15 protein-coding genes are annotated in these 22,261 nt (G+C 73.7%); 10 read left to right on the top strand and 5 right to left on the bottom strand.

The features are described from left to right. The 3 genes from treS to glgB all read left to right on the top strand — a co-directional run. A partial coding sequence (gene treS / locus ACFV6E_RS37090) for a maltose alpha-D-glucosyltransferase (RefSeq protein WP_385467739.1) occupies positions 1–1,297 on the top strand: 1,297 nt, incomplete at its 5' end. Between the two features lie 25 nt (positions 1,298–1,322). Then, positions 1,323–2,714 carry a maltokinase gene (locus ACFV6E_RS37085; RefSeq protein WP_385467737.1) on the top strand — a complete coding sequence of 464 codons (1,392 nt, stop codon included), beginning with the start codon at positions 1,323–1,325 and terminating at the stop codon, positions 2,712–2,714. Then, positions 2,645–5,068, top strand: a complete 2,424-nt coding sequence (gene glgB / locus ACFV6E_RS37080) for a 1,4-alpha-glucan branching enzyme (RefSeq protein ID WP_385467734.1) — start codon at positions 2,645–2,647, stop codon at positions 5,066–5,068. Before ACFV6E_RS37085 ends, glgB begins: the two co-directional genes overlap by 70 nt. A gap of 87 nt (positions 5,069–5,155) precedes the next feature. Here the strand turns inward: glgB and ACFV6E_RS37075 are convergent, their stop codons facing one another. Continuing rightward, positions 5,156–5,938 (bottom strand): PIG-L deacetylase family protein, encoded by a 783-nt coding sequence (locus ACFV6E_RS37075; RefSeq protein WP_385177727.1) that lies wholly within the window; start codon positions 5,936–5,938, stop codon positions 5,156–5,158. A gap of 137 nt (positions 5,939–6,075) precedes the next feature. On the opposite strand from ACFV6E_RS37075, the gene ACFV6E_RS37070 reads away from it, so the two are divergent. Continuing rightward, the gene (locus ACFV6E_RS37070; RefSeq protein WP_385467731.1) at positions 6,076–6,984 is read left to right on the top strand and encodes a Gfo/Idh/MocA family protein; all 909 of its coding nucleotides are present in this window, start codon (positions 6,076–6,078) and stop codon (positions 6,982–6,984) included. 83 nt (positions 6,985–7,067) lie between these two features. Here the strand turns inward: ACFV6E_RS37070 and ACFV6E_RS37065 are convergent, their stop codons facing one another. The 4 genes from ACFV6E_RS37065 to ACFV6E_RS37050 form a co-directional block, all read right to left on the bottom strand. Next, positions 7,068–8,531, bottom strand: coding sequence for an MFS transporter (locus tag ACFV6E_RS37065; RefSeq protein WP_385467728.1), 1,464 nt, complete (start codon positions 8,529–8,531; stop codon positions 7,068–7,070). A 1,648-nt stretch (positions 8,532–10,179) separates the two neighbouring features. Further along, positions 10,180–12,285: a xanthine dehydrogenase family protein molybdopterin-binding subunit gene (locus tag ACFV6E_RS37060; protein WP_385467725.1), complete on the bottom strand. Its 2,106-nt coding sequence runs from the start codon at positions 12,283–12,285 to the stop codon at positions 10,180–10,182. A gap of 28 nt (positions 12,286–12,313) precedes the next feature. Beyond that, a complete protein-coding gene (locus ACFV6E_RS37055; RefSeq protein ID WP_385172976.1) occupies positions 12,314–13,312 on the bottom strand; it encodes an FAD binding domain-containing protein in 999 nt (332 codons plus the stop codon). Then, positions 13,309–13,869 carry a (2Fe-2S)-binding protein gene (locus ACFV6E_RS37050; protein WP_385172974.1) on the bottom strand — a complete coding sequence of 187 codons (561 nt, stop codon included), beginning with the start codon at positions 13,867–13,869 and terminating at the stop codon, positions 13,309–13,311. Before ACFV6E_RS37050 ends, ACFV6E_RS37055 begins: the two co-directional genes overlap by 4 nt. A 720-nt stretch (positions 13,870–14,589) precedes the next feature. Between ACFV6E_RS37050 and ACFV6E_RS37045 the strand changes: the two genes are divergently transcribed. The 6 genes from ACFV6E_RS37045 to ACFV6E_RS37020 all read left to right on the top strand — a co-directional run bounded on the left by ACFV6E_RS37045 (position 14,590) and on the right by ACFV6E_RS37020 (position 22,233). Further along, positions 14,590–15,771, top strand: coding sequence for a PP2C family protein-serine/threonine phosphatase (locus ACFV6E_RS37045; RefSeq protein WP_385467723.1), 1,182 nt, complete (start codon positions 14,590–14,592; stop codon positions 15,769–15,771). A gap of 163 nt (positions 15,772–15,934) precedes the next feature. Next, positions 15,935–16,291, top strand: a complete 357-nt coding sequence (locus tag ACFV6E_RS37040; protein WP_385172968.1) for a hypothetical protein — start codon at positions 15,935–15,937, stop codon at positions 16,289–16,291. Between the two features lie 232 nt (positions 16,292–16,523). Continuing rightward, the gene (locus ACFV6E_RS37035; protein ID WP_385467720.1) at positions 16,524–18,809 is read left to right on the top strand and encodes a hypothetical protein; all 2,286 of its coding nucleotides are present in this window, start codon (positions 16,524–16,526) and stop codon (positions 18,807–18,809) included. 291 nt (positions 18,810–19,100) lie between these two features. Beyond that, entirely contained in the window at positions 19,101–19,622 is a 522-nt protein-coding gene (locus ACFV6E_RS37030; RefSeq protein WP_385172963.1) for a hypothetical protein, read from the top strand. A gap of 160 nt (positions 19,623–19,782) precedes the next feature. Continuing rightward, a complete protein-coding gene (locus ACFV6E_RS37025) occupies positions 19,783–20,979 on the top strand; it encodes a glycoside hydrolase family 64 protein (protein WP_385467717.1) in 1,197 nt (398 codons plus the stop codon). 153 nt (positions 20,980–21,132) lie between these two features. After that, complete coding sequence (locus ACFV6E_RS37020) at positions 21,133–22,233, top strand: substrate-binding domain-containing protein (RefSeq protein ID WP_385467715.1); 1,101 nt, start codon at positions 21,133–21,135, stop codon at positions 22,231–22,233. Positions 22,234–22,261 lie beyond the last annotated feature (28 nt).

Below are 22,261 nucleotides of genomic sequence, written 5' to 3'. Positions count from 1 at the left end.
GGACGACGACAAGCAGTACCAGGACGCCCGCATCATCTTCGTCGACACCGAGGCGTCGAACTGGACCTTCGACCCGGTGCGCAAGCAGTACTACTTCCACCGCTTCTTCTCCCACCAGCCGGACCTGAACTACGAGAACCCGCGGGTCCAGGAGGAGATCCTGGCCGCCCTCCGGTTCTGGCTCGACCTCGGCATCGACGGCTTCCGCCTCGACGCCGTCCCCTATCTCTTCGCCGAGGAGGGCACGAACTGCGAGAACCTGCCGGCGAGCCATGAATTCCTCAAGCGGGTCCGCAAGGAGGTCGACACCCACTACCCGGACACCGTGCTGCTCGCCGAGGCCAACCAGTGGCCGGAAGACGTCGTGGACTACTTCGGCGACTATTCCTCGGGCGGCGACGAGTGCCACATGGCGTTCCACTTCCCGGTCATGCCGCGCATCTTCATGGCCGTCCGCCGCGAGAGCCGCTACCCGGTCTCCGAGATCCTGGCGAAGACCCCGGCCATCCCGTCGAAGTGCCAGTGGGGCATCTTCCTGCGCAACCACGACGAGCTGACCCTCGAAATGGTCACCGACGAAGAGCGCGACTACATGTACGCGGAGTACGCCAAGGACCCGCGGATGCGCGCCAACATCGGCATCAGACGGCGGCTCGCTCCCCTGCTGGACAACGACCGCAACCAGATCGAACTCTTCACCGCGCTGCTGCTCTCCCTGCCCGGCTCGCCGATCCTGTACTACGGCGACGAGATCGGCATGGGCGACAACATCTGGCTCGGCGACCGCGACGCGGTGCGCACCCCCATGCAGTGGACCCCGGACCGCAACGCCGGCTTCTCGACCTGCGACCCCGGCCGGCTCTCGCTGCCCACGATCATGGACCCGGTCTACGGCTTCCAGGTGACCAACGTCGAGGCGTCCATGTCCTCGCCGTCGTCACTGCTGCACTGGACCCGGCGCATGATCGAGATCCGCAAGCAGAACCCCGCCTTCGGTCTGGGCTCGTACACCGAACTCCAGTCCTCCAACCCGGCCGTCATCGCCTTCCTGCGCGAGGCCCCCTCGACCGAGGGAAGCACGGACGACCTCGTCCTGTGCGTCCACAACTTCTCCCGCTTCGCCCAGCCCACCGAGCTGGACCTGCGGGAGTTCGACGGACGCCACCCGGTCGAGCTGATCGGCGGAGTGCGCTTCCCCGCCATCGGCGAACTGCCGTACCTGCTGACGCTCGCCGGTCACGGCTTCTACTGGTTCCGGCTCCGTGCCCTCGCACCCCGCGTCATCCGGCGTTCCTGAACGTGCACACCTGAAAGGACGCGCCATGCCGAAGAGCACTTTGCTAAGACCGGGCGGCCCCGGCCTCGACCGCGCTCCGCTGCTGGGCTCGCTCGCCGAGCTGCTGCACGCGTGGCTGCCGCGGCAGCGCTGGTTCGCCGGGAAGGGCCGGACGATCACGGAGCTGACCGTGCTGTCGGCCACCGAGCTGCATCCGGGCTGTCTGCACCTGCTGGTGCGCGCCGGGCACGGGACGCCGGGCGGGCACGGACCGGGCGCCAATCAGCCCGACGACTGCTACCAACTCCTCCTCGGCGTCCGCGACGTACTGCCGCCCCGGCTCGCGGGCGCCCTCATCGGACGCGCCGACGAGGGCCCGCTCGCGGGCCTGATGGTGTACGACGCGCTCCAGGACCCGGAGGCGGCCGGGCTGCTCCTGGAGCGGCTGCGCCACCCGGGCACGGCGGGCCCGCTGCGCTTCGAACGCGACGCGCGGGTCCCCGTCCCCGGCGGTCTGTGCCCCCGGCTGCTCGACGCGGAGCAGTCCAACACCTCGGTGGTGTACGGGGACGCCTTCATCCTCAAGGTGTTCCGGCGCGTCCAGCCCGGCGTCAACCCGGACCTGGAGGTGCCGGAGGCGCTGGCCCGGCAGGGCTGCACCCGGGTGACCGCGCCCGCGGCCTGGTTCCGCACCTCGCGGCCAGGACCGGCGACGCTCGGTGTCCTCCAGCCGTACCTGCGGGGCGCCGCCGACGGGTGGGCGCTCGCGGTGGACTCGCTCGGCTCGGAACGGGACTTCTCCGCCGAGGCGTTCCAGCTCGGCCGGGCCACCGCCGAGGTGCATCTGTCGCTCGCCTCGGCCTTCCCGCTTCAGACCCCGGCCCGCCGCCACAACCGGCGGCTCGCGGAGGCGATGACCGAGCGGCTGCACGCCACCGCCCGTGCCGTACCGGCGCTGCTGCCGTACGTGCCAGGTCTGCAGAGCGCCTACGACGCGCTCGCCCTGCTCGACACCGCACGGCCCGCGCAGCGCGTCCACGGCGATCTGCACCTCGGCCAGGTGCTGCGGGCCGGACGGCGGTGGTACGTCATCGACTTCGAGGGCGAACCGGCCCGTCCACTGGCCGAGCGGCGGCGCGCCCAGTCACCGGCCCGCGACGTCGCGGGCATGCTGCGCTCCTTCGACTACGCCGCCCGCTCCGGCCGTCCGTGGCGCCCCGAATGGGCCCAGCAGTGCCGCGAGGCGTACTGCGCGGGTTATGCCGCCGAGGCGCGCTGGGACCCGCGCCAGGAGCCCGAGGTGCTGCGCGCGTACGAGACGGACCGGGCGGTGTACGAGGTGCTGTACGAGGCCAGGCACCGGCCCGAGTGGCTGCCGGTCCCGATGGCCGCGCTCACCCGTCTCGCCGAGACCCGGCTGAATCCGCCACGTCAGTGAAGGCCGTCCTTTTCCGTTTGTTCCCGCTTGTCGTCCGAGGAGGCTGCAGAACCGTGGCACCCCACACCACCCATGTCCCCGAGCCGTCCCCCGTGCTGCCGTACGAGGCGCCCGGAGCCGCACCGCCGACCCCGCCGGAGCCGGAGTACGGGCTGCTCCCCGGGCGGCCCGCGGAGGCGATGGACGGCGCGGACCGCGGCCGCCTGCTGGCGGGCGCCCATCACGACCCGCACTCCCTGCTGGGCGCGCACCCGGTGCCCGGCGGGGTGCGGTTCCGGGTGCTGCGGCCGTACGCCGAGTCGGTGCGCGTCGTGGTGGACGGGGAGCCCGAGACGCTGGCCCACGAGGGCGACGGGCTGTTCTCCGGTGTGCTGCCGCTCGACGCCGTGCCCGCGTACACGCTGCTCGTGACCTACGACGGCCACGAGACCGGGACGGCGGACCCGTACGGCTTCCTGCCCGCGCTCGGTGAGTTCGATCTGCATCTGATCGGCGAGGGGCGGCACGAGGAGCTGTGGAAGGCGCTCGGCGCGCACCCCATGGTCCACCAGGGCGTGGTCGGCACCCGCTTCACCGTCTGGGCGCCGAACGCCCAAGGCGTCCGGGTGTGCGGCGACTTCTGCCACTGGGACGGCGCCGCCTTCCCGATGCGTTCGCTGGGCTCGTCGGGAGTGTGGGAGCTGTTCCTGCCCGGTCTCGGCGCGGGGGCCACGTACAAGTTCGACATCACCCGGCCCGACGGCGGTCGCACGATGCGGGCGGATCCGATGGCGCGGCGCGCCGAGGTGCCGCCGGCGACCGCCTCGATCGTGGCCGAGTCGTCCCACGCGTGGACGGACGGCGACTGGCTGCGCCACCGCGGGGACCGGCCGGTGCACGAGGCGCCGTTCTCGGTGTACGAGGTCCACCTGCCGTCCTGGCGGCCGGGGCTGACCTATCGCGAGCTGGCCGAGGAACTGCCCCGCTACGTCGCCGACCTCGGCTTCACCCATGTCGAGCTGATGCCGGTGGCCGAGCACCCCTTCGGCGGCTCCTGGGGCTACCAGATCACCGGCTTCTACGCGCCGATGTCCCGGCTCGGCACGCCCGACGACTTCAAGTATCTGGTCGACGCCCTGCACCGGGCCGGGATCGGCGTCCTGATGGACTGGGTGCCCGCGCACTTCCCGCGCGACGACTGGGCGCTGGCGGAGTTCGACGGCACCCCGCTGTACGAGCACGGGGACCCGAACCGGGCCGCGCACCCCGACTGGGGCACGCTGGTCTTCGACTACGGGCGCCGCGAGGTGCGCAACTTCCTGGTCGCCAACGCCCTGTACTGGGTCGAGGAGTTCCACATCGACGGGCTGCGCGTCGACGCCGTCGCCTCGATGCTGTACCTGGACTACTCGCGCGAGGACGGGCAGTGGACGCCCAACATGTTCGGCGGGAACGAGGACCTGCACGCCGTCTCCTTCCTCCAGGAGATGAACGCCACCGTCTACCGCCGCAACCCCGGCGTCGTCACCATCGCCGAGGAGTCCACCGCCTGGGACGGCGTCACCCGGCCGACCGACGGCGGCGGTCTCGGCTTCGGGCTGAAGTGGAACATGGGCTGGATGCACGACTCGCTGGTCTACGTCTCCAAGGACCCGGTGCACCGCAAGTACCACCACGACGAGATGACCTTCTCGATGGTGTACGCCTACAGCGAGAACTACGTCCTGCCGATCTCCCACGACGAGGTCGTGCACGGCAAGCAGGCGCTGGTGTCCAAGATGCCGGGCGACTGGTGGCAGCGGCGGGCCGGCGAGCGTGCCTATCTGGGCTACATGTGGGCCCATCCCGGCAAGCAACTCCTGTTCATGGGGCAGGAGTTCGCGCAGGGCGGCGAGTTCTCCGAGGCGCACGGGCCCGACTGGTGGCTGCTCGACCCGTCGTACGACGCGGAGCCCGATCACCGGGGTGTGCGTGATCTGGTCCGCGACCTCAACGCCGAGTACCGGCGGGCGCCCGCGCTGTGGGAGCGGGACACCGATCCGGCCGGGTTCTCGTGGGTCGCCGGTGACGCCGCCGAGGACAACGTGTTCGCCTTTCTGCGGCATGCCGCCGACGGGGCCCCGCTGCTCTCGGTCAGCAACTTCTCGCCCGTGGTGCGGCACGACTACCGGCTCGGGGTGCCGGACGGGTATGCCGTGTGGCGGGAGGTGCTCAATACGGATTCCGTCCGGTACGGGGGTGGGGGTGTCGGGGTCGGTGACGGTGACGGTGACGGGAGGCCCGTGATCGCGGCGCCCGAGCCCAGTCATGGGCGGCCGGCCAGTGTGCGGCTGACGTTGCCGCCGCTTGCCACGGTCTGGCTGCGGCCGGTCTAGGGGTTTCGCCCCCTCCGCCCCTTCCCTGCCCGTGGTTCTGGGGGCTGCCGCCCCCAGACCCCCGCTTCGGCCTGCACGGCCTCGTCCTCAGACGCCGGACGGACTGTAAGTCATCTGGTGGACGTCGAAGAGGATCGCCGACTCCGTGCCCAGGGCTGGGCCCGACATCTTGGCCGCCCAGGTCAGGAAGGGGCCCGGCTCGAAGCCCTGGGTGCCGAGGCCCTTGGTGTACTCGGCGTGTGCGGCCAGCGAGGCGATGCCGCGGGTCAGGGGGGCGCCGGTGACGTCGACGCCGTGGGTGGGGCGTTCGGCGCCGGCGAAGCAGACCATCCGCACCCCGTCCCAGGGTTCAAGGCCATCGTCGGCGAGTTCGGGGAAGATCCAGCGGTTCCCGGCGTCCCGGGCCGCGTCCAGGGCGGCGAGCCCTACCGCCCGGTGGTCGGCCTGGTTGGTGAAGCCGCCGGTCATCCGGACGGTGAACGCGCCGGAGACCAGGACCTCGGGGCGGTACCGCCTGATCACCCGGACGATGTCGCGGCGCAGCGCCGGTCCGTACTCGACCACGCCGTCGCGGTGGTCGAGGAACTCGACGGTGTGGACGCCGACTTCGGCGGCCCCGGCCCGTTCCTCCGCCTCCCGTAGAGGTTTCGCGCGGTCGGGGTGGAGGGAGTCGATACCGGCCTCGCCGCGCGTCGCCAGCAGATAGGCGACCTCCTTGCCCTGGGCCGTCCAGCGGGCGACCGCGCACGCGGTGCCGTACTCGATGTCGTCGGGGTGGGCCGCCACCGCGAGACATCGCCGCCAGTCCTCCGGCAGCGCGGGCAGGGTGGGCCCGCCCGTGACGCCGTCTTTGTCGTGAGTGGGATCCATGCACCGAATGATGCCGCCCTGTTCCTTCCGCGGAACAGAGGCGCGGGGGCCGTGGTGCACGGTGAGCCCAGCGGGCCTGGTCAGGGGCGCGGGTGACGTGATGGAGTGCGTACGGCGGCGGACGATCAGGGGGCTTCATGAGCACGGGTACGAGCACGGTCACGTCGGAGTGGTCCGGGGAAGCGGTGCGGGTCGGGCTCGTCGGTGCGGGGCCGTGGGCGCGCGGTGTGCACGCCCGGGTGCTCGCCGCGGGGCCCGAGACGCGGCTGACCGGCGTGTGGGCGCGCCGCCCCGAGGCCGCACGGGAGACCGCCGCCCCGTACGGAGCCGCGGTCGCCGCGAGTTTCGAGGAACTGCTCGACGGCTGCGAGGCGGTCGCCTTCGCGGTGCCGCCCGCCGTGCAGGCGGAGCTCGCTCTCCGTGCCGCACGGGCGGGCAAGGCGCTGCTGCTGGAGAAGCCGCTCGGCATCGACCTGGAGTCGGCGCGCCGGCTGGCCGACGCGGTGGCGGAGGCGGGGGTCGTCTCGCAGGTCGTGCTCAGCAACCGCTACCACCCGGTGGTCCGGCAGTTCCTGGCGACCGCGCGGACCCTCGATGTCTCGGGCGCCCGGGCGAACATGCTCAGCGGCGCCTTCCTGGGCGGGCCCTTCGCGACGCCGTGGCGCCTTGAGCACGGCGCGCTGCTCGATCTCGGGCCGCACGTCCTCGACCTGCTCGACGCGGCGGTCGGTCCCGTCGCCGGCATCCGCGGCACCGGCGACCCGCGCCGGTGGTACGAGCTGACCTGCGAGCACGCGAACGGCGCCGTCAGCCAGGCGTCGCTGTCCGGCTCGGTGAACGTCCCGGAGGGCGTCACCCGCGTCGAGCTCTACGGTGCCCGGCCGCCGCTCGTGCTCGACGGCGCCGGACTCGACCACGAGGAGGCCTGGCCGGTGCTGCGCCGCGAGTTCGCCACGGCCGTGCGGACCGGGGTCCCCGGGGAGCTGGACGCCCGGCGCGGACTGCGGCTCCAGACCTTGCTGGACCAGGCGCTCGGGCAGCGGTGACGGCACACCGCAGAACCCCCGCCGGACACCGGTGACGGCGTCCCGCAGGGCCGCTCGGTCCGCCGCCGGGTCCCGCGGTGCCGTCAGATCCTGTACCGCCGCAGCGCGGGTGTCGCGAAGGCCAGTACCAGCATGGCCGCGACCACCAGCAGACCGCCGCCCGCGACGGCCGTGCGCGTGCCGAGGGCGGAACCGGCCGTGCCGTGCAGGACGTCGGCGAGGCGCGGGCCGCCCGCGACGACCACCGTGAAGACGCCCTGCATACGGCCGCGCATCTCGTCGGTGGCGGCCGACAGCAGGATGGCGCCGCGGAAGACCATGGACACCATGTCGGCGACCCCGGCCGCGGCGAGGAACGCCACGGCGACCCAGAGGTTGCCGCTGAGTCCGAAGCCCGTGACGCAGACGCCCCAGGCCACCACCGCGGCGATCACCATCAGGCCGTGCCGGCGGGCGCGCGAGAAGGTGCCGGACAGCAGTCCGCCGAGCACGGCGCCGATGGGGATCGCCGCGAAGAGCAGCCCGAGCGCCAGGCCCTCGCCGTAGGGCGCGAACGTCTCGGCGGCCAGCTCCGGGAACAGGGCGCGGGGCATGCCGAAGACCATGGCGATGATGTCGGCGAGGAACGACAGCAGCAGCACCTTGTGCAGCGAGATGTAGCGGAAGCCCGCGGCGACCTCGCGCCAGCCCGCGCGCCGGGCCGGCGCGCCGGCCGAGGCGTTCAGGGGCGGCAGGGCGGGCAGCCGGTACACGGCCCAGACGGTGACGCACAGGGCGAGGGCGTCGAGCAGGTACAGCTCGGGCAGGCCGATGACGGGTATCAGCGCGCCCGCCAGCAGCGGCCCCGCGACCAGGCCGGTCTGCATGACGGTGGAGCCCAGCGCGTTCGCCGCGGGCAGTTCCTCCGCGGGCACGAGCCGGGCTATGGAGGCGGTGCGGGCCGGGCTGTTCAGACCGAAGAACGCCTGCTGGAGGGCGAGCAGCACCATCAGCACGAGCACCGAGTCGAGGTCGGTCACCGCCTGTACCCAGAACAGCAGCGAGGTGACGGCGATGCCGGTGTTGGTGATCAGCAGCAGCTTGCGCCGGTCCATGCTGTCGGCCACCGCGCCGCCCCACAGGGCGAAGACCACCAGCGGGACGAGGCCGGCGAGGCTCGCGTAGCCGACCCAGGCCGAGGAGCCGGTGATGTCGTAGATCTGCTTGGGCACGGCGACGGCCGTGAGCTGGCTGCCGACCGCGGTGACGATCGTGGACGACCAGAGCCGGCGGAAGGCCGGGCGCCGCAGCGGCCGGGTGTCCATGGCCCAGCGGCGCCACCCGCCGCGCTCCGCGCCGGCCCCGCCCTCCTTCGACTCCGGCGACTCCGGTGACTTCGGTGGCTCCGGTGACCCCGGTGGCTCCGGTGGCTCCGGTGACCCCGGTGACTTCGGTGGCTCCGATGACCCCGACGGTCCCGGTGGCTTCGGTGGCTCCTCGTGAGGATCCGTCTCGTTTCCGGTGGTGCTCTCGCTGGTGTCCACGACCATCCTGGCTGCTCGATACATCTATCTCTGCAAGGGTGCACTATGGCCCACCCGAGCGGCCGGGCGCCCGGGTGTCTCACCCCGGCCGCACACGTCGCGCCCGGCGACGGCGCCCGAACGGCGGCGGAACTCACACGACTGCCGCACCCGGATGGCGGGGCAGGTGGCGACGGCCTAGTAATGGTCTGCATCCGCTTGCTCATCGCGCCTCGGGGAGCGAGGGCAGCCGCACAACTCTGCATGGGAGTCGAACATGACCACCCGCCCTTTCTCTTTCTCGCCCGGTCCGGACGACCACCCCGGGATATCCGACGACAGCGCGACACAGCCGCCCGTGCAGCCCTCCGTGCCGCCCCGCCCCACCGAGGCCCCGCCGCTCTCCCGTCCGACCCGCCCGCCGCTGCCCGTGCGGGAGGCGCACGTGTACGAGGCACAGATGCCGCGGGAACCGGCCCGGGACGCACCCGTGCCGCAGGCCCCCGTGCAGGGCGCACCCGTCGGTGAGGCGCACGTGCGCGAGGCACCAGTGCCGGAGGAACCCGTACGGGACGGCCCCGACGCCGAGCCCGAGAAGCCCCTGAGCGGTTCGGTGGACGGCCTGGTGCACGCCGCCGTGGCCGACCGGCCGCTGGAGGAGATCGTCCGGCTGATCACGCTCCTGGAGGAGTCCCCGGAGTACGCGCGCGCCACGGTCGACGCCCTGCGCGCGGTCGGCGTGAGCCGGTCGGTGGAGGACGTCACCCGCCTCGTCGTCCTGCTGACCCGCCCCCCGCGCGACCCGGAGAGCGCCGACGAAGCGATCCGTGCCGCCGCCGAGCACCGTCCCGTCGAGGACGTCACCCGGCTGATGACGCTGCTGCACCGCTCGCAGCTCGACCCGCGCTGCGGCCGGGAGGCGCTGCGCGCCGCGGCGTCCCGGCCGGTCGAGGAGCTGGTGCAGCTCATCGGACGGCTGGAGGAGGAGCAGGAGCTCAACTCCCCGACGTACGGTTCCGGGACGCTGCGGCAGCACGCCGCCGAGGAGGCGGCGGCGGACGGCGACGGGGACCGGTCCGGCGAGCTGCCCGGCAACCTCCCGAAGGGTCTCGCGGCCGAGCTCGCGACGGCGGGCCGCAAGCCCGGCGGGCGGCGCCGTACGCCGCGCGCCGCCCGCCCGCGCAGGACCGGCTCCGTACCGGCCTGGCCGAGCTGGCTCGCCGCGGGCGCGCTGCTGCTGTGCGGGCTCTCCTACCTGCCGCTGCACCGCGGCGGCGCGACCGCCGCCGCGTACGGGATCGACCTGGGTGTGCTGGGCATGTGCCTGGTCCTGGCGATCGCCCTGGTCCTGAACGGCGGTCTGCCGGTCCTGGCCGCCTGTGTGGTGGTGCCCGCCGCGCTGGCCGCCCTCCAGCTCTTCGCGGGCCGGCTGCACTCCACGAGCCTCAGCCGCGCCCTGGACCTCGCCGCGGCGCCGTCCTGGTTCGCCGGGCTGATGGCGGTGCTCGCCGCGCTCGCGTCGCTGACCGCGCTGCTGGCGGTCCTGGCGTCGGAGAAGCTCGCCCGGCACCCCGAGGCGGCGGGGGCCCCGCCCCCCCCCGCCCCCGCGGCCCCCCCCCCCCCCCCCCCCCCCCCCCCCCCCCCCCCGCGCGGCCCCCCCCCCCCGCCGCCCCCGCGCCTCGCTGTGCTCGCGTCAGTGGCCGCCGGCCAGTGCGGCCAGCACCCGGTCCGGGGTGAGCGGCAGCTCGCGCAGCCGGACGCCGGTGGCGTGGTGGACGGCGTTGCCGAGGGCCGCGGCCGTGCCGACGATGCCGATCTCGCCGATGCCCTTGCTGCCCATCGGGTTGAGGTGCGGGTCGTCCTCGTCGATCCAGTGCGCCTCGACGGCGGGGACGTCGGCGTGCGCGGGCACGTGGTAGGAGGCGAGGTCGGACTCGACGAAGTCGCCCGAGGCGGGGTCCAGGGTGCTGCCCTCGGTGAGCGCCATGCCCAGGCCCATGGTCATGCCGCCGATGAACTGGGAGCGGGCGGTTCGGGCGTTGAGGATGCGTCCGGCGGCGAACACGCCGAGCAGGCGCGGCACCCGTACCTCGCCGGTGACGGTGTCGACGGTCACCTCGGCGAAGTGGGCGCCGAAGGCGTGCCGGGCGTAGGGGACCTCGGCGTCGGCGCTCCCGGTGGTGTCGGCGCTCGCGTCGAGCCCGCCGTCCGGCAGCGGTCCCTGGTGCGCGGCGAGCCGTTCCCGCAGCCGGGCGCACGCCTCGTGCACCGCCCAGCCCCAGGACCCGGTCCCGGAGGAGCCGCCGGCCAGCGGCGCGGACGGCAGGTCGCTGTTGCCCACCTCGGCGCGGACCCGGTCCAGCGGCACCCCGAGGGTGTCGGCGGCGACCTGCGCGAGGACGGTCCTGGCGCCGGTGCCGATGTCGGTGGCGTTGATGCGGACCACGTAGGTGCCGTCGGGCAGCGCGTGCGCGGCGGCGGTGGACGGCGAGATCATCACCGGGTAGGTGGCGGCGGCCACGCCCGAGCCGATGAGCAGCGGCCCGGCGGTCCTGGACCGCGGCCGGGGGTCGCGCTCGGCCCAGCCGAACCGGCGGGCGCCCTCCCGCAGGCACTCCACCAGGTGCCGGCTGCTGAACGGCCTGCCGCTGCCGGGCTCGTCGTCCGGGTCGTTGGCGACGCGCAGCTCCACGGGGTCCGTGCCGAGGGCGACGGCCAGTTCGTCCATCGCCGACTCCAGGGCGTACATGCCCGGGGCCTCGCCGGGGGCGCGCATCCAGGACGGGCTGGGCACGTCGAGGCGCACCACCCGGTGGGTGCTGCGCAGGTGGGGCGTGCCGTACATGACGCGGGCGGGCACGGCGGCCTGCTCGACGAACTCCTTGATCCGGGAGGAGTGGGTGGTCACCTCGTGGATGACCGAGGTGAGGGTACCGTCCGCGGTGGCGCCGAGCCGTACCCGGTGCAGGGTGGGCGCGCGGTGGCCGACGACGCCGGGCAGGAACCGCCGTGGCAGGGCGACGGTGACCGGGCGGCCCGTCTCCCGGGCGGCCATCGCCGCGAGCACCACGTGCGGGCGGGGCGTGCCCTTGGAGCCGAAGCCGCCGCCGACGTGTTCGGAGACGACCGTGACGTGGTCCTCCGGCAGTGCGAAGAGCTGGGCGAGCACGGTGCGCACGGTGGTGGCGCCCTGGCTGGAGTCGTGCACGACGAGCCGGCCGTGGTCCCAGCGCGCGGTCGCGGCGTGCGGTTCCATCGGGTGGTTGTGCAGCGGCGGCACGTGGTAGTCGGCGTCGACGCGGACCGCGGCGGCGGCGAACGCGGCCTCGGGGTCGCCGAGTTCGTGGTGGGCGGGGAACCCGCCGTTGGCCTCCTCGGGCGTGTATGCGTCCGGGTGGCTCTCGGTGAGCGTCACGTCGTGGTCCTCGGGCGCATAGTCGACCCGGACGGCGGCGGCGCCGGCCCGGGCCGCCTCCAGGGTCTCGCCGACGGCCAGGGCGACGAACCAGCCGTGGTGCGGCACCCGGTCGTCCTGGAGCACGGCGAGCGTGGGGTCGTCCGGTTCGGCGAGGCGGGGCGCGTTGTCGTGGGTCAGTACGGCGAGCACGCCGGGCAGGCCGAGCGCGGCCGCGGTGTCGACGGCGCGGACCGAGCCCCGGGCGACGGTGGCGATGACGGGCCAGGCGTGGGCCCGCCCCGGCATCGGGTGTTCGGCGGCGTAGCGGGCGGTGCCGGTGACCTTGTCCCGGCCCTCGAGCCGCTCGGCGGGCGCGCCGAGCACGGCGGTGGTGTCGGCCATGAAGTCCTCCTGGTGCGGGCGCGGTTCCTCAGCTGGTGCTGGTGGTGGGCGGGGCGAGCAGGCCGAGTACGGAGACGGCGAGATTGCGGGCGAGGGGCACCTTGAAGGCGTTGTCCCGCAGGGGCTGCGCGGCGGCGAGTTCGAGGTCCACGGCGTGTTCGAAGGCGGCCGTGGTGGGGGCGGCGCCGAGCAGGGCCGCCTCGGCCCGCCACGCCTTCCAGGGGCGGTGGGCCAGTCCGCCGAAGGCGAGCCCGACGTGCTGGATCACCCCGTCCGCGACGTGCAGTACGGCGGCCACCGAGGCGAGCGCGAAGGCGTACGAGGCGCGGTCGCGGGCCTTGCGGTAGCGGGAGGGCAGCCCGGCCGCGGTGGCCGGTACCCGCACGCCGGTGATGAGTTCCCCGGGGCGGAGCTCGGTGTCGCGTTCCGGGCGGTCGCCGGGCAGCCGGACGAAGTCGGCGACGGGGATGGAGCGGGCGCCCTCGGACCCGTACAGCTCGACCTGCGCGTCGAGCGCGGCCAGGGCGACGGCCATGTCGGAGGGGTGGGTGGCGACGCACTGCTCGGAGTGGCCGAGCACGGCGTGGTCACGGTGGACGCCCTCCAGGGCGCCGCACCCGGAGCCCGGCTGCCGCTTGTTGCAGGGCTTGGCGACGTCCTGGAAGTACGGGCAGCGGGTGCGCTGGAGCAGGTTGCCGCCGGTGGTGGCGACGTTGCGCAGCTGTCCGGACGCACCGGCCAGCAGGGCCTGGGACAGCACCGGGTACCGGTCCCGTACCACCGGGTGGGCCGCGAGGTCGCTGTTGCGGACCGTCGCGCCGAGCCGCAGCGCGCCGTCGGGCAGCTCCTCCACGGTGTCCAGGGGCAGCCGGCTGACGTCGACGAGGGTGGCGGGCTGTTCCACGCCGAGCTTCATCAGGTCGACCAGGTTGGTGCCGCCGCCGAGGTAGCGGGCGCCGGGGTGGCTCGCGTGGGCGTCGGCGGCCTCCTCGACGCTGCCGGCGCGTACGTAGGCGAAGGGTTTCACCGGATCACGTCCTCGACGGCCTCGACGATGTGCGGATAGGCGCCGCAGCGGCAGAGGTTGCCGCTGAGCCGCTCGCGGATCTCGTTCCGGCCGAGCGGTACGGGCCCTCCGGAGGGGGTGGCCGGGTCGGTGACGTGCGAGGGGTGACCGGCCTCGGCCTCGGCTACCGCCCCCACGGCGCTGCACAGCTGGCCCGGGGTGCAGTAGCCGCACTGGAAGGCGTCGCGGTCCAGGAAGGCCCGCTGGAGCGGGTGGAGTTCCCCGCCGGCGCCGCCCAGGCCCTCCACGGTGGTGATGTCGCTGCCGTCCAGGGCGACCGCGGGCAGCAGACAGCTGTTGACACGACGGCCGTCCACCAGGACCGTGCAGGCGCCGCACTGGCCGTGGTCGCAGCCCTTCTTGGCGCCGGTGAGATCGAGCGTCTCGCGCAGCACGTCCAGGAGAACGGATCGGTTGTCGACGGTGAGCGCGTGCGGTGTGCCGTTCACCCGGAGGGTGATGTCCGAGCGGTGCCGCTGGGACGTGGCGGTGGTGCCGGGCGGGGAGACGGGATCCACGGGGACCTCCAGGACGGTCGGAACGGGCGGAACGGTCGGGGCGGTCGGGGTTGCAGGGACGACGACTGAGGACGGGTGCCCGGCGGACCGCCGCCGGAACCCGGCACCGCCCGCGACCGGACCGAGGGGGCCATCCGGTCTTGGGAGAGCCCTTCCGGTCTCGGGAGGGCACCCTCCGGTCGCGGGAGGGCACCTTCCGGTCGCGGGAGGGCACCCTCCGGTCGCGGGAGGGAACCCTCCGGTCGCGGGAGGGAACCCTCCGGGACCGTCCGCCGTCCGTGGCCGGACGGAGGGGGCTTCCGGTCCCGGCCGTGTCCGTCACCGGAAGGCGGGCCCTCGCACGGCCCGCCCGTCCAGGCTGCGGCACAGCACGCGTTCCGGCACGTCAGGGGCGCCCGGCGGACACGGTGGGTGACCGGCGGCCGGGCGCGGCACCGGACTGCGGGCCGCCCGCCGTACGGAGCCCGCCCGGCCGCCGGTCGACGTCCGCCTGCCCGCCACGCGACAGGTCCGCCGCACGACGCCCGGCAAGCGCGGCCCGTCACCGGCGTACGGGGGTCGCCCCGCACCACCCGCCACACAGCACCCGCCCAACCGCCGTACGCGGTCAGCCCGCCGCACGGCGCCCCGCCCCGCCGGGCGCGCGCCGGGCCCCGCCCGGTGTGAGACTGCTGGAAAGTGCCCGGGCCGGGTGCGCGGGATCGGACGACGGGAGTCGAGGTGGCGGCGGCGGAGACGGAAGAGGGGCTGCTGGCGGAGTTCCTCGCCGACACGCACAACGCCGCGCTCGACCTGACCACCGCGGTGGCCCGCTGCTCGAAGGCGCTGGGGATCCAGCACTCCGTGGTCTACCTCTCCGACATCCAGCAGCGCCGGCTCGTCCCGCTGACGGACGTGGTCTCGACGCTGCCCATCGACGACTCCATCGCGGGCTGGACGTACCGCACCCAGTCGCTGCGGGTGGAGGAGTCCGAGTCCGGCGGGCTGACGGCATGGCTGCCACTGGTGGACGGAGCGGAACGGCTCGGCGTACTGGCCGTGCAGTCGCCCGTGCTCGACCCCTCGATCCTGCGCCGCGGACGGACGCTCTCGGCCCTGCTCGCCATGATGATCACCTCCAAACGGGCGTACAAGGACTCCTTCGTGCGGCTGACCCGCACGGAGCCGATGCACCTGCCCGCGGAGATGCTCCGCGCCTTCCTGCCGCCCCGCACGATCGGCAATCTGCACGCGCTGTCGACGGCCGTGCTGGAGCCCGCCTACCAGATCGGCGGGGACGCCTTCGACCACTCGCTGACCGAGACGACGCTGCACGCCTCGATCCTGGACGCGATGGGGCACGACCTGGCGTCGGGCCTGACCACGGCGGTGTCGCTGGCCGCCTGCCGCAACGCCCGCCGCACCGGCGCCGACCTGCCGGAGCTGGTGGAGTGCGTCGACAGCGCCCTGTCCCAGTGGCTGCCCGACCAGTTCTGCACCGGGGTCCTCATGCAGCTCGACATGTCCACGGGCCTGCTGCGCTGGAGCAACTGCGGGCATCCGCCGCCGCTGCTCATCCGCGACCAGCGGGTGGTGCCGGGCGCCCTGGACCGGGAGTCGGACCCGCCGATGGGGCTGCCCTCGCTGCTCGCGGGCCGGCCGCGCCAGGTGCACGAGCTGGACCTCAAGGCCGGGGACCGGGTGCTGCTGTACACCGACGGCGTCACCGAGGCGCGTACGGAGGACGGCGGGCTGTACGGGCTCACGCGGTTCACCAACGAGATCATCCGCGCGACGGCCGGCGGCGAACTGGCCCCGGAGGTGCTGCGGCGGCTCATCCACTCGATCCTGGACTCCCAGTGCGAGGGTCTGCGCGACGACGCCACGATCCTGTTGTTCGAATGGCGCCCGCCGCCGCGGTGACCGGGGCGCGCGACGGCCGCGGTGACCGGGGCGCGCGACGGCCGCGGCGACCAGAGCGCGCGGCGGTCCCGAACGCCTGCGGGACGGCCGGTTCCCGTACCGCGTCACCGGCCGGCTCCCCCGCACCGCCGACAACGGCCGCCGGGCGATCTACCCTCTCGGCATGGAACAGACGGAGATCATCCTGCGCGCCATCGGCGTCCTCACCGAGACCAACGCGATGGTGCGCAGGATCGCCCGGGACGAGAGTCCTGACTTCGATCCCAACGCGAACCAGCTCGGCGCCCTGGTGACAGAGGCGTTCCCGACCGTCGAAGTGCCCGCCGACGCGGGCCCCGCCGAAGCCGGACAGGCCGTCGCCGACGCCTACTTGCCGGCGGCGGTGTCCCTCGTCGGCGCCTTCGCCTTCCTGTTCTCGGAACTCGCCGAGGTGCACGACTCCGGACGCACCGACATCTCCTCGGCCGACCTCCTCCAGGATCTGGCGCTGCGCATGTCGCAGGCGGACGACGACACCTGACCGGCGCCCGCCCCCGACCGCGGACGCCCGGATGCCCGGGCGTCCGCTCCCGCGCCCGCCCCGTACGGGGGCGGCGTCGTATTTCTGCTGGACAACGGAAAGGACCGTTGACGCCCCCGCGGCGCGGTGCCAACGTGCCCACCAGTCCTCCCGGCCGGCCGGGACCCAGGTGGCAGCCCCTTCGGGCGTCACCACCGAACGGCACTCTCAGGCGAACGGAGGACCTGTCGCCATGACTACAACCAGCGGGGACCCCACCACCGGGACGGCCGACTTCTCGGCTTCTCCCCTGGCGGACACCGGCCTGGCCGAGGAGTGGGAAAGCAGCGGCACCGGCACGGAGACCGCCGCACCGCAGGCGGCCGGCGAACAGCCCGTGGAGGGCGCCCGGACCGCCGGGTACGGCGCCGCGCCGGCGCCCCACCGGCCCGTCCGCGGCCGCTACCGCAGCACGGGCGGCGCCTTCGAACTGGAGCTGCGCGTCGACGTCGACAGCACACCGGGCGGCCCCCGGGTGCTGAACAAGGTCAGCGGCGATTTCTTCACCACCAGCGGCGGTACGACCACGTACTTCGGCTCGTTCGTCGTGCACGCGCCTGCCGTCACCCGGTCCGCCGCGCAGATCGTCATCAGGGGCACGGGCACCTACACCTGGTCGGCGGCGTACCCGGTCGTGCAGGTCACCGTCCCGCGGCGGCGCACCGGTCAGCCGCCCGGCGCCGCCACGGTCCAGTTCCTCCGCTCCACCGGCCAGATGGGCGCCTCGTACGTGTGCCCGTGGGTCTCGCCGTACTTCCGCACCGTGCAGTGGGAGCAGGACTCGGTCACCGGGAGGGTGCCCTTCCTGTCGTACGACACCGGTTCGCTCCCGCAGCCGGCCGGCAGCCCGGCCCGGGTGCTCACCGTGCCCCGCGCCTACGCCGAGGCCGGGATAGAACTGCTGGTGTCCGGCGTCCCGAACGTCATCGCCGACAGCGCCGGCGGCTGGACGAACACCGAGCTGCACGCCGCGATGGCGGCCAACTTCAGTCTGTGGCGCAACATCCCGCAGTGGAAGGTGTGGCTGCTCGTGGCCGGCAGCTACGAGGGCATGGCGGGGGTGCGCGGCATCATGTTCGACGCGGCCGACGCCTTCCAGCGGCAGGGTTGCGCGGTCTTCTACGACCTGATCAAGGGCACCGACGCCGCCTCGCAGCGCGCCCAGTTGCGGACGTACGTCCATGAACTCGGCCACTCCTTCAACCTGCTGCACTCCTGGCAGAAGAACCTGGCGCGGCCGCCCGCACCGCTCGGCGGCAACAACGGCTTCGCCGACCTGTCGTGGATGAACTACCCGCAGAACTACCGCCCGCTGTCGGGCGCCGGCGGCGAGGCCGCGTACTGGGGCGCCTTCCCGTTCCAGTTCACCGACAACGAACAGATCCACCTCAGGCACGGCTTCTACCGCAACGTCGTCATGGGGGCCGACGCCTTCACCGTGGGCGCGGCCGAGGTCGAACCCGAGCTGTTCGACGAGCCGATGCGGGACGAGTCGGGGCTGCGCCTGGAACTGCGCGCCAAGAGCGGCTTCGCGTACGGGGAACCGGTCGTCGTCGAGCTCAAGCTGGCCACGACCGACCTGCGCGGCCGGTCCACGCACGGTCATCTGCACCCGGACGACGAGCTGGTGAACATCGCCGTCCGGCAGCCGTCCGGCCGTACGGTGCTCTACCGGCCGCTGCTGCGGCGCTGCGTGGACCAGGACGACACCGTCCGCCTGGACGGCGACCGGCCCGCGGTCTACAGCAGCGCCTACATCGGCTACGGCCGCGACGGGCACTACTTCCAGCAGCCCGGCACCTACCGGCTGCGCGCCTCCTACCTCGCCTCGGACGGCTCCCGGATCGTGTCGCCGGTGCTGCGGATCGACGTCAGGCACCCCGTCAGCCAGAGCGACGTCGAGCTCGCCGAACTGATGATGGGCGAGGAGCAGGGCACGATCCTCGCCCTGCGCGGCTCGGACTCGCCGGCGCTGCGGGCGGGCAACGACGCGCTGCAGGAGGTCATCGAGCGGCACGCGAGCCATCCGTTCGCGGTGTACGCGCGGCTCGCGAAGGGACTCAACTACGAGCACGAGTTCAAGAGCCTGAGCCCGGACAAGTCCGAGCTGACCGTGCGGCCGCCGGACACCAAGTCCGGCATCGAGCAGCTCACCCAGGTCGTCAAGGTCTCGGAACACGGCAAGGGTGTCGACAACCTCACCCTGAACATGGCGACGCGCCGGCTGGCCCGCGCGTACGCCCGCCAGGGAGACCTGGAGGAGGCCGGCTCCACGCTGGACAAGATGGTCCGGTTCTTCGAGCGGAAGGCGCTGAAGCCGTACGTCGTGGAGGCGGTCCGCGACCAGGCGGAGGCCACGAAGGCCCGCCTCGTCGCCGACTTCGGCGACGGCACGGACACGGACACGGACCCGGGCAAGGAGACGGGCACGAGCAGGGGCACGAAGAAGGACGGTGGCTCGGGGTCGGCGTCCGGTTGAGCTTGAGCGCCCCCCGGGCCGGCAGCGGCCCGGCAACAGCCCGGAAACAGCCACACAGCGGCCCGGCGGGGACCGCTCGCGGACGCGCCGAGTCCGCGGGCGGCCCCCGCTCCCGGTCCGCGGCGAACGAGCCATTCCCGTGGGCTCCCGCCCGCGGGTGCGCGCGGCTGTGGCAGCCTCACAAAGGCCGAGCAGAGGCCGAACAGAGGCCGAACAGACGCCGCGGACGACGCAGTCGGCCATCGCCGAGGCCGGTCGCCGTCGCCGTCGCCGTCGCCGGAAGGAGCCGAAGTGCTCGAACTCGTTCTGCACGGTCCGGGCGCTCCCCGGACCGTCGGCCACCCCGCACCGCCCCGCGTCGAGGTCCGCAACGCCGGCGACGGCGACGTCTGGATCGCCGGCGTGCTGGACGGTTCCGAACACGGGCTGCGCTACCCGCGCTACACGCCCGCCGTCGTCCGGGTCGGCGGCGCGGGCGGCAACGCCGTGGTCGCCGCGCCCGCCCCGGCGGAGGACCCGCTGGTCGGCCCGCTCCGGCCGGACGACCTGCGCCGGCTGGCCCCCGGCGAGTCCTTCGACCCGACCACCGGACCCGGCTGTCTGCCGCTGCTGACCTTCGCCACGTTCGCCCCCGCCGCCCCGGGCCGCTACCGCTACACCCTCACGCTCTCCACCGACGCCGACCGTCCGGAACAGTGGCTGGGCGGCTTCAGCCTCCCGAAGGGCGCCGACCGCGAGACCCTGCTCGCCCTGGTCGCCCGGATACCGCGCACCACGGTCTCGGCCACCCCGGCAGAGGTGACATTCCGCTGACCGGGCAGCCCGTGCCCTGACCGGGCAGCCCGTGCCCACGGCAGACCCGTTGACATGTACCCACCCTCACACCGATTCTGAGAGCGCTCTCAGATTCAACCGGTCGGCTGCTCGTGGCAGTTGGCCGTCCCTCTACCCCCACCTCGAGAGGAGACCGGGAGTGCGCAGACGATTCCGGTGGCCGGCCGTCGCCACCGCCGCGGCCACCTTCGCCGCCGCGCTGCTGACCTTCGGCGCCCCGTCGCACGCCGAGGCCGCCGTACCGGCGACGATCCCGCTGACCTTCAAGAACGACTCCGGGCGCAGCGACCCGGTCTACATCTACAACCTCGGCACTTTGCTGACGACGGGCCAGCAGGGCTGGGCCGACGCGAACGGCACCTTCCACGCCTGGCCCGCGGGCGGCAACCCGCCGACCCCCGCGCCCGACGCGTCCATCGCGGGACCGGCGAGCGGGCAGTCGAAGACGATCCGGATCCCGAAGTTCTCCGGGCGCATCTACTTCTCCTACGGCAAGAAGCTCGACTTCCGGCTGACCACCGGCGGGTTGGTGCAGCCGGCCGTGCAGAACCCGAGCGACCCCAACCGCAACACGCTCTTCAACTGGTCCGAGTACACGCTCAACGACGCCGGGCTGTGGATCAACAGCACCCAGGTCGACATGTTCTCGGCGCCGTACGCCGTCGGGGTCAAGGGCGCCGACGGGACCACGAAGAGCACCGGTCACCTCAAGGCGGGCGGGTACAGCGCGTTCTTCAACTCGCTGCGGGCGCAGTCCGGCGGCTGGGCCGGTCTCGTGCAGACCGCGAGCGACGGGACCGTACTGCGGGCGCTGTCGCCGGGGCACGGCATCGAGACCGGTGCGCTGTCCTCCGGTGTGCTGAGCGACTACATCAACCGCGTCTGGACGAAGTACAGTTCGTCGACCCTGACGGTGACCCCGTTCACGGACCAGCCGTCCGTCAAGTACTACGGCCGGGTCTCGGGGAACGTCATGAACTTCACCAACAGCGCGGGCGCGGTGGTCACCAGCTTCCAGAAGCCGGACTCCGACAGCGTCTTCGGCTGCTACAAGCTGCTCGACGCCCCCAACGACCAGGTGCGCGGCCCGATCTCCCGCACCCTGTGCGCGGGCTTCAACCGCTCCACGCTGCTGACCAACCCCAACCAGCCGGACACCGGTGCCACCGGCTTCTACCAGGACTCGGTCACCAACCAGTACGCCAAGAAGATCCACGAGCAGATGGCCGACGGCAAGGCGTACGCGTTCGCCTTCGACGACGTGGGCGCCCACGAGTCGCTGGTCCACGACGGCAACCCGCAGCAGGCGTACGTCACCCTGGATCCGCTGAGCTAGTGCCCCGGCGGGCACTGGAACCCGGCGGGCTCCGGCCTGCTCCCCGGCGGGCGCCGGGCCCGTCCTCGCGCCGCTATGCTCGCCCCCTCGAAACGCTCAAACGAACATCAGGCGTCCGGACCCCCGGTCCGGACGCCGCGAGGGGGCACGGGCATGCGCGAACCGGGCGAGGTCAGACGGCAGCGGATCCTCGCGGTCGTGCAGGCGCGCGGCGCCGTCCGGGTGGCGGACCTCGCCGCCGAACTGGAGGTCTCCGTCGTCACGGCGCGGCGGGACGTCGAGGAGCTGGCCCGGGCGGGCCGGCTGCGCCGCGGCCACGGGATCGCCCGCCCGCTCACGGCCGCCGGGGAACCGGCCGCCGCACCGCCCGCGCGGACCGCCTCCCCGGACGGTCCGGTGGCGCTGGTGGTGCCGGAGCGCCACACGTACCTGTACGAGATCATGGACGGCGCGCGGGCCGTCCTGGCGGCGGCCGGGCTGCGCACCGTCCTGCACATCACGCCGTCGGCCCCCGGCACCGAACGCACCGTCGTGGAGCGGGCCCTGGCCGACGGCGCGCAGGGCCTGCTGCTCGCGCCGCGCTGGCGCACCGCCGCCCTGGAGGAGGCCGACGCCCGGTGGCTCGCGGGCACCGGGGTGCCCATCGTGCTGATGGAGCGGCGGCCGCGCCCCGGCAGCCCGCTGCACGCGGTCGACTCGGTCTGCTCCGACCACTGGTACGGGGCGTGGCTGGCGGTGGAGCACCTGGTGTCGCTCGGGCACCGGCGGATCGTGCTGGCCGCGCGCGACGACAGTCCGACGGCCCGGGCGCTGCGCGCCGCCTTCGCCGACGTGATCGCCGCCCGCCCCGAGGTCGAGGACACGGAGGTGGTGCTGAGCGCCCGGGACGCGGGGCCCGATCCGGCCGCCGCGCCGGCGTCCCTGGCGGCGCTGCTGCGGGCGCGGGGCGCCACGGCCGCGGTGCTGCACGGTGACGTGGACGCGCTCCTGCTGGTGCAGCAACTGGCCGACAGCGGGCTGCGGGTCCCCGAAGACTGCTCCGTGGTGGCGTACGACGACGTGGTGGCGGCGCTCGGCAGTACCCCGCTGACGGCGGTCGCGCCGCCGAAGCGCGAGGTCGGGCGGGTCGCGGCCGGGCTGCTGCTGGAACGGCTCGGTGAGCTGCCGGATGAACCGGCGGGCCGCCCGCGGCGGGTGGAGCTGCTGCCCGAGCTGAAGGTGCGCGGCTCGACCGAAGCCCGTTCGATCGTTTGACCGTTTCGGGCTCCTCTGGGTTTCTTCT

Origin of the sequence: Streptomyces sp. NPDC059785 (genome assembly GCF_042732375.1) — a bacterium.
Classification (GTDB): Bacteria; Actinomycetota; Actinomycetes; order Streptomycetales; family Streptomycetaceae; genus Streptomyces.
This window is presented reverse-complemented; position numbering and strand designations above follow the sequence as displayed.

Bases quoted from the DNA above. Each gene is read 5' to 3' on its own strand.
- ACFV6E_RS37085 (WP_385467737.1), top strand. From the start codon at position 1,323: ATGCCGAAGAGCACTTTGCTAAGACCGGGCGGCCCCGGCCTCGACCGC.
- ACFV6E_RS37075 (WP_385177727.1), bottom strand. From the start codon at position 5,938: ATGGATCCCACTCACGACAAAGACGGCGTCACGGGCGGGCCCACCCTG.
- ACFV6E_RS37070 (WP_385467731.1), top strand. From the start codon at position 6,076: ATGAGCACGGGTACGAGCACGGTCACGTCGGAGTGGTCCGGGGAAGCG.
- ACFV6E_RS37065 (WP_385467728.1), bottom strand. From the start codon at position 8,531: ATGTATCGAGCAGCCAGGATGGTCGTGGACACCAGCGAGAGCACCACC.
- ACFV6E_RS37060 (WP_385467725.1), bottom strand. From the start codon at position 12,285: ATGGCCGACACCACCGCCGTGCTCGGCGCGCCCGCCGAGCGGCTCGAG.
- ACFV6E_RS37040 (WP_385172968.1), top strand. From the start codon at position 15,935: ATGGAACAGACGGAGATCATCCTGCGCGCCATCGGCGTCCTCACCGAG.
- ACFV6E_RS37035 (WP_385467720.1), top strand. From the start codon at position 16,524: ATGACTACAACCAGCGGGGACCCCACCACCGGGACGGCCGACTTCTCG.
- ACFV6E_RS37020 (WP_385467715.1), top strand. From the start codon at position 21,133: ATGCGCGAACCGGGCGAGGTCAGACGGCAGCGGATCCTCGCGGTCGTG.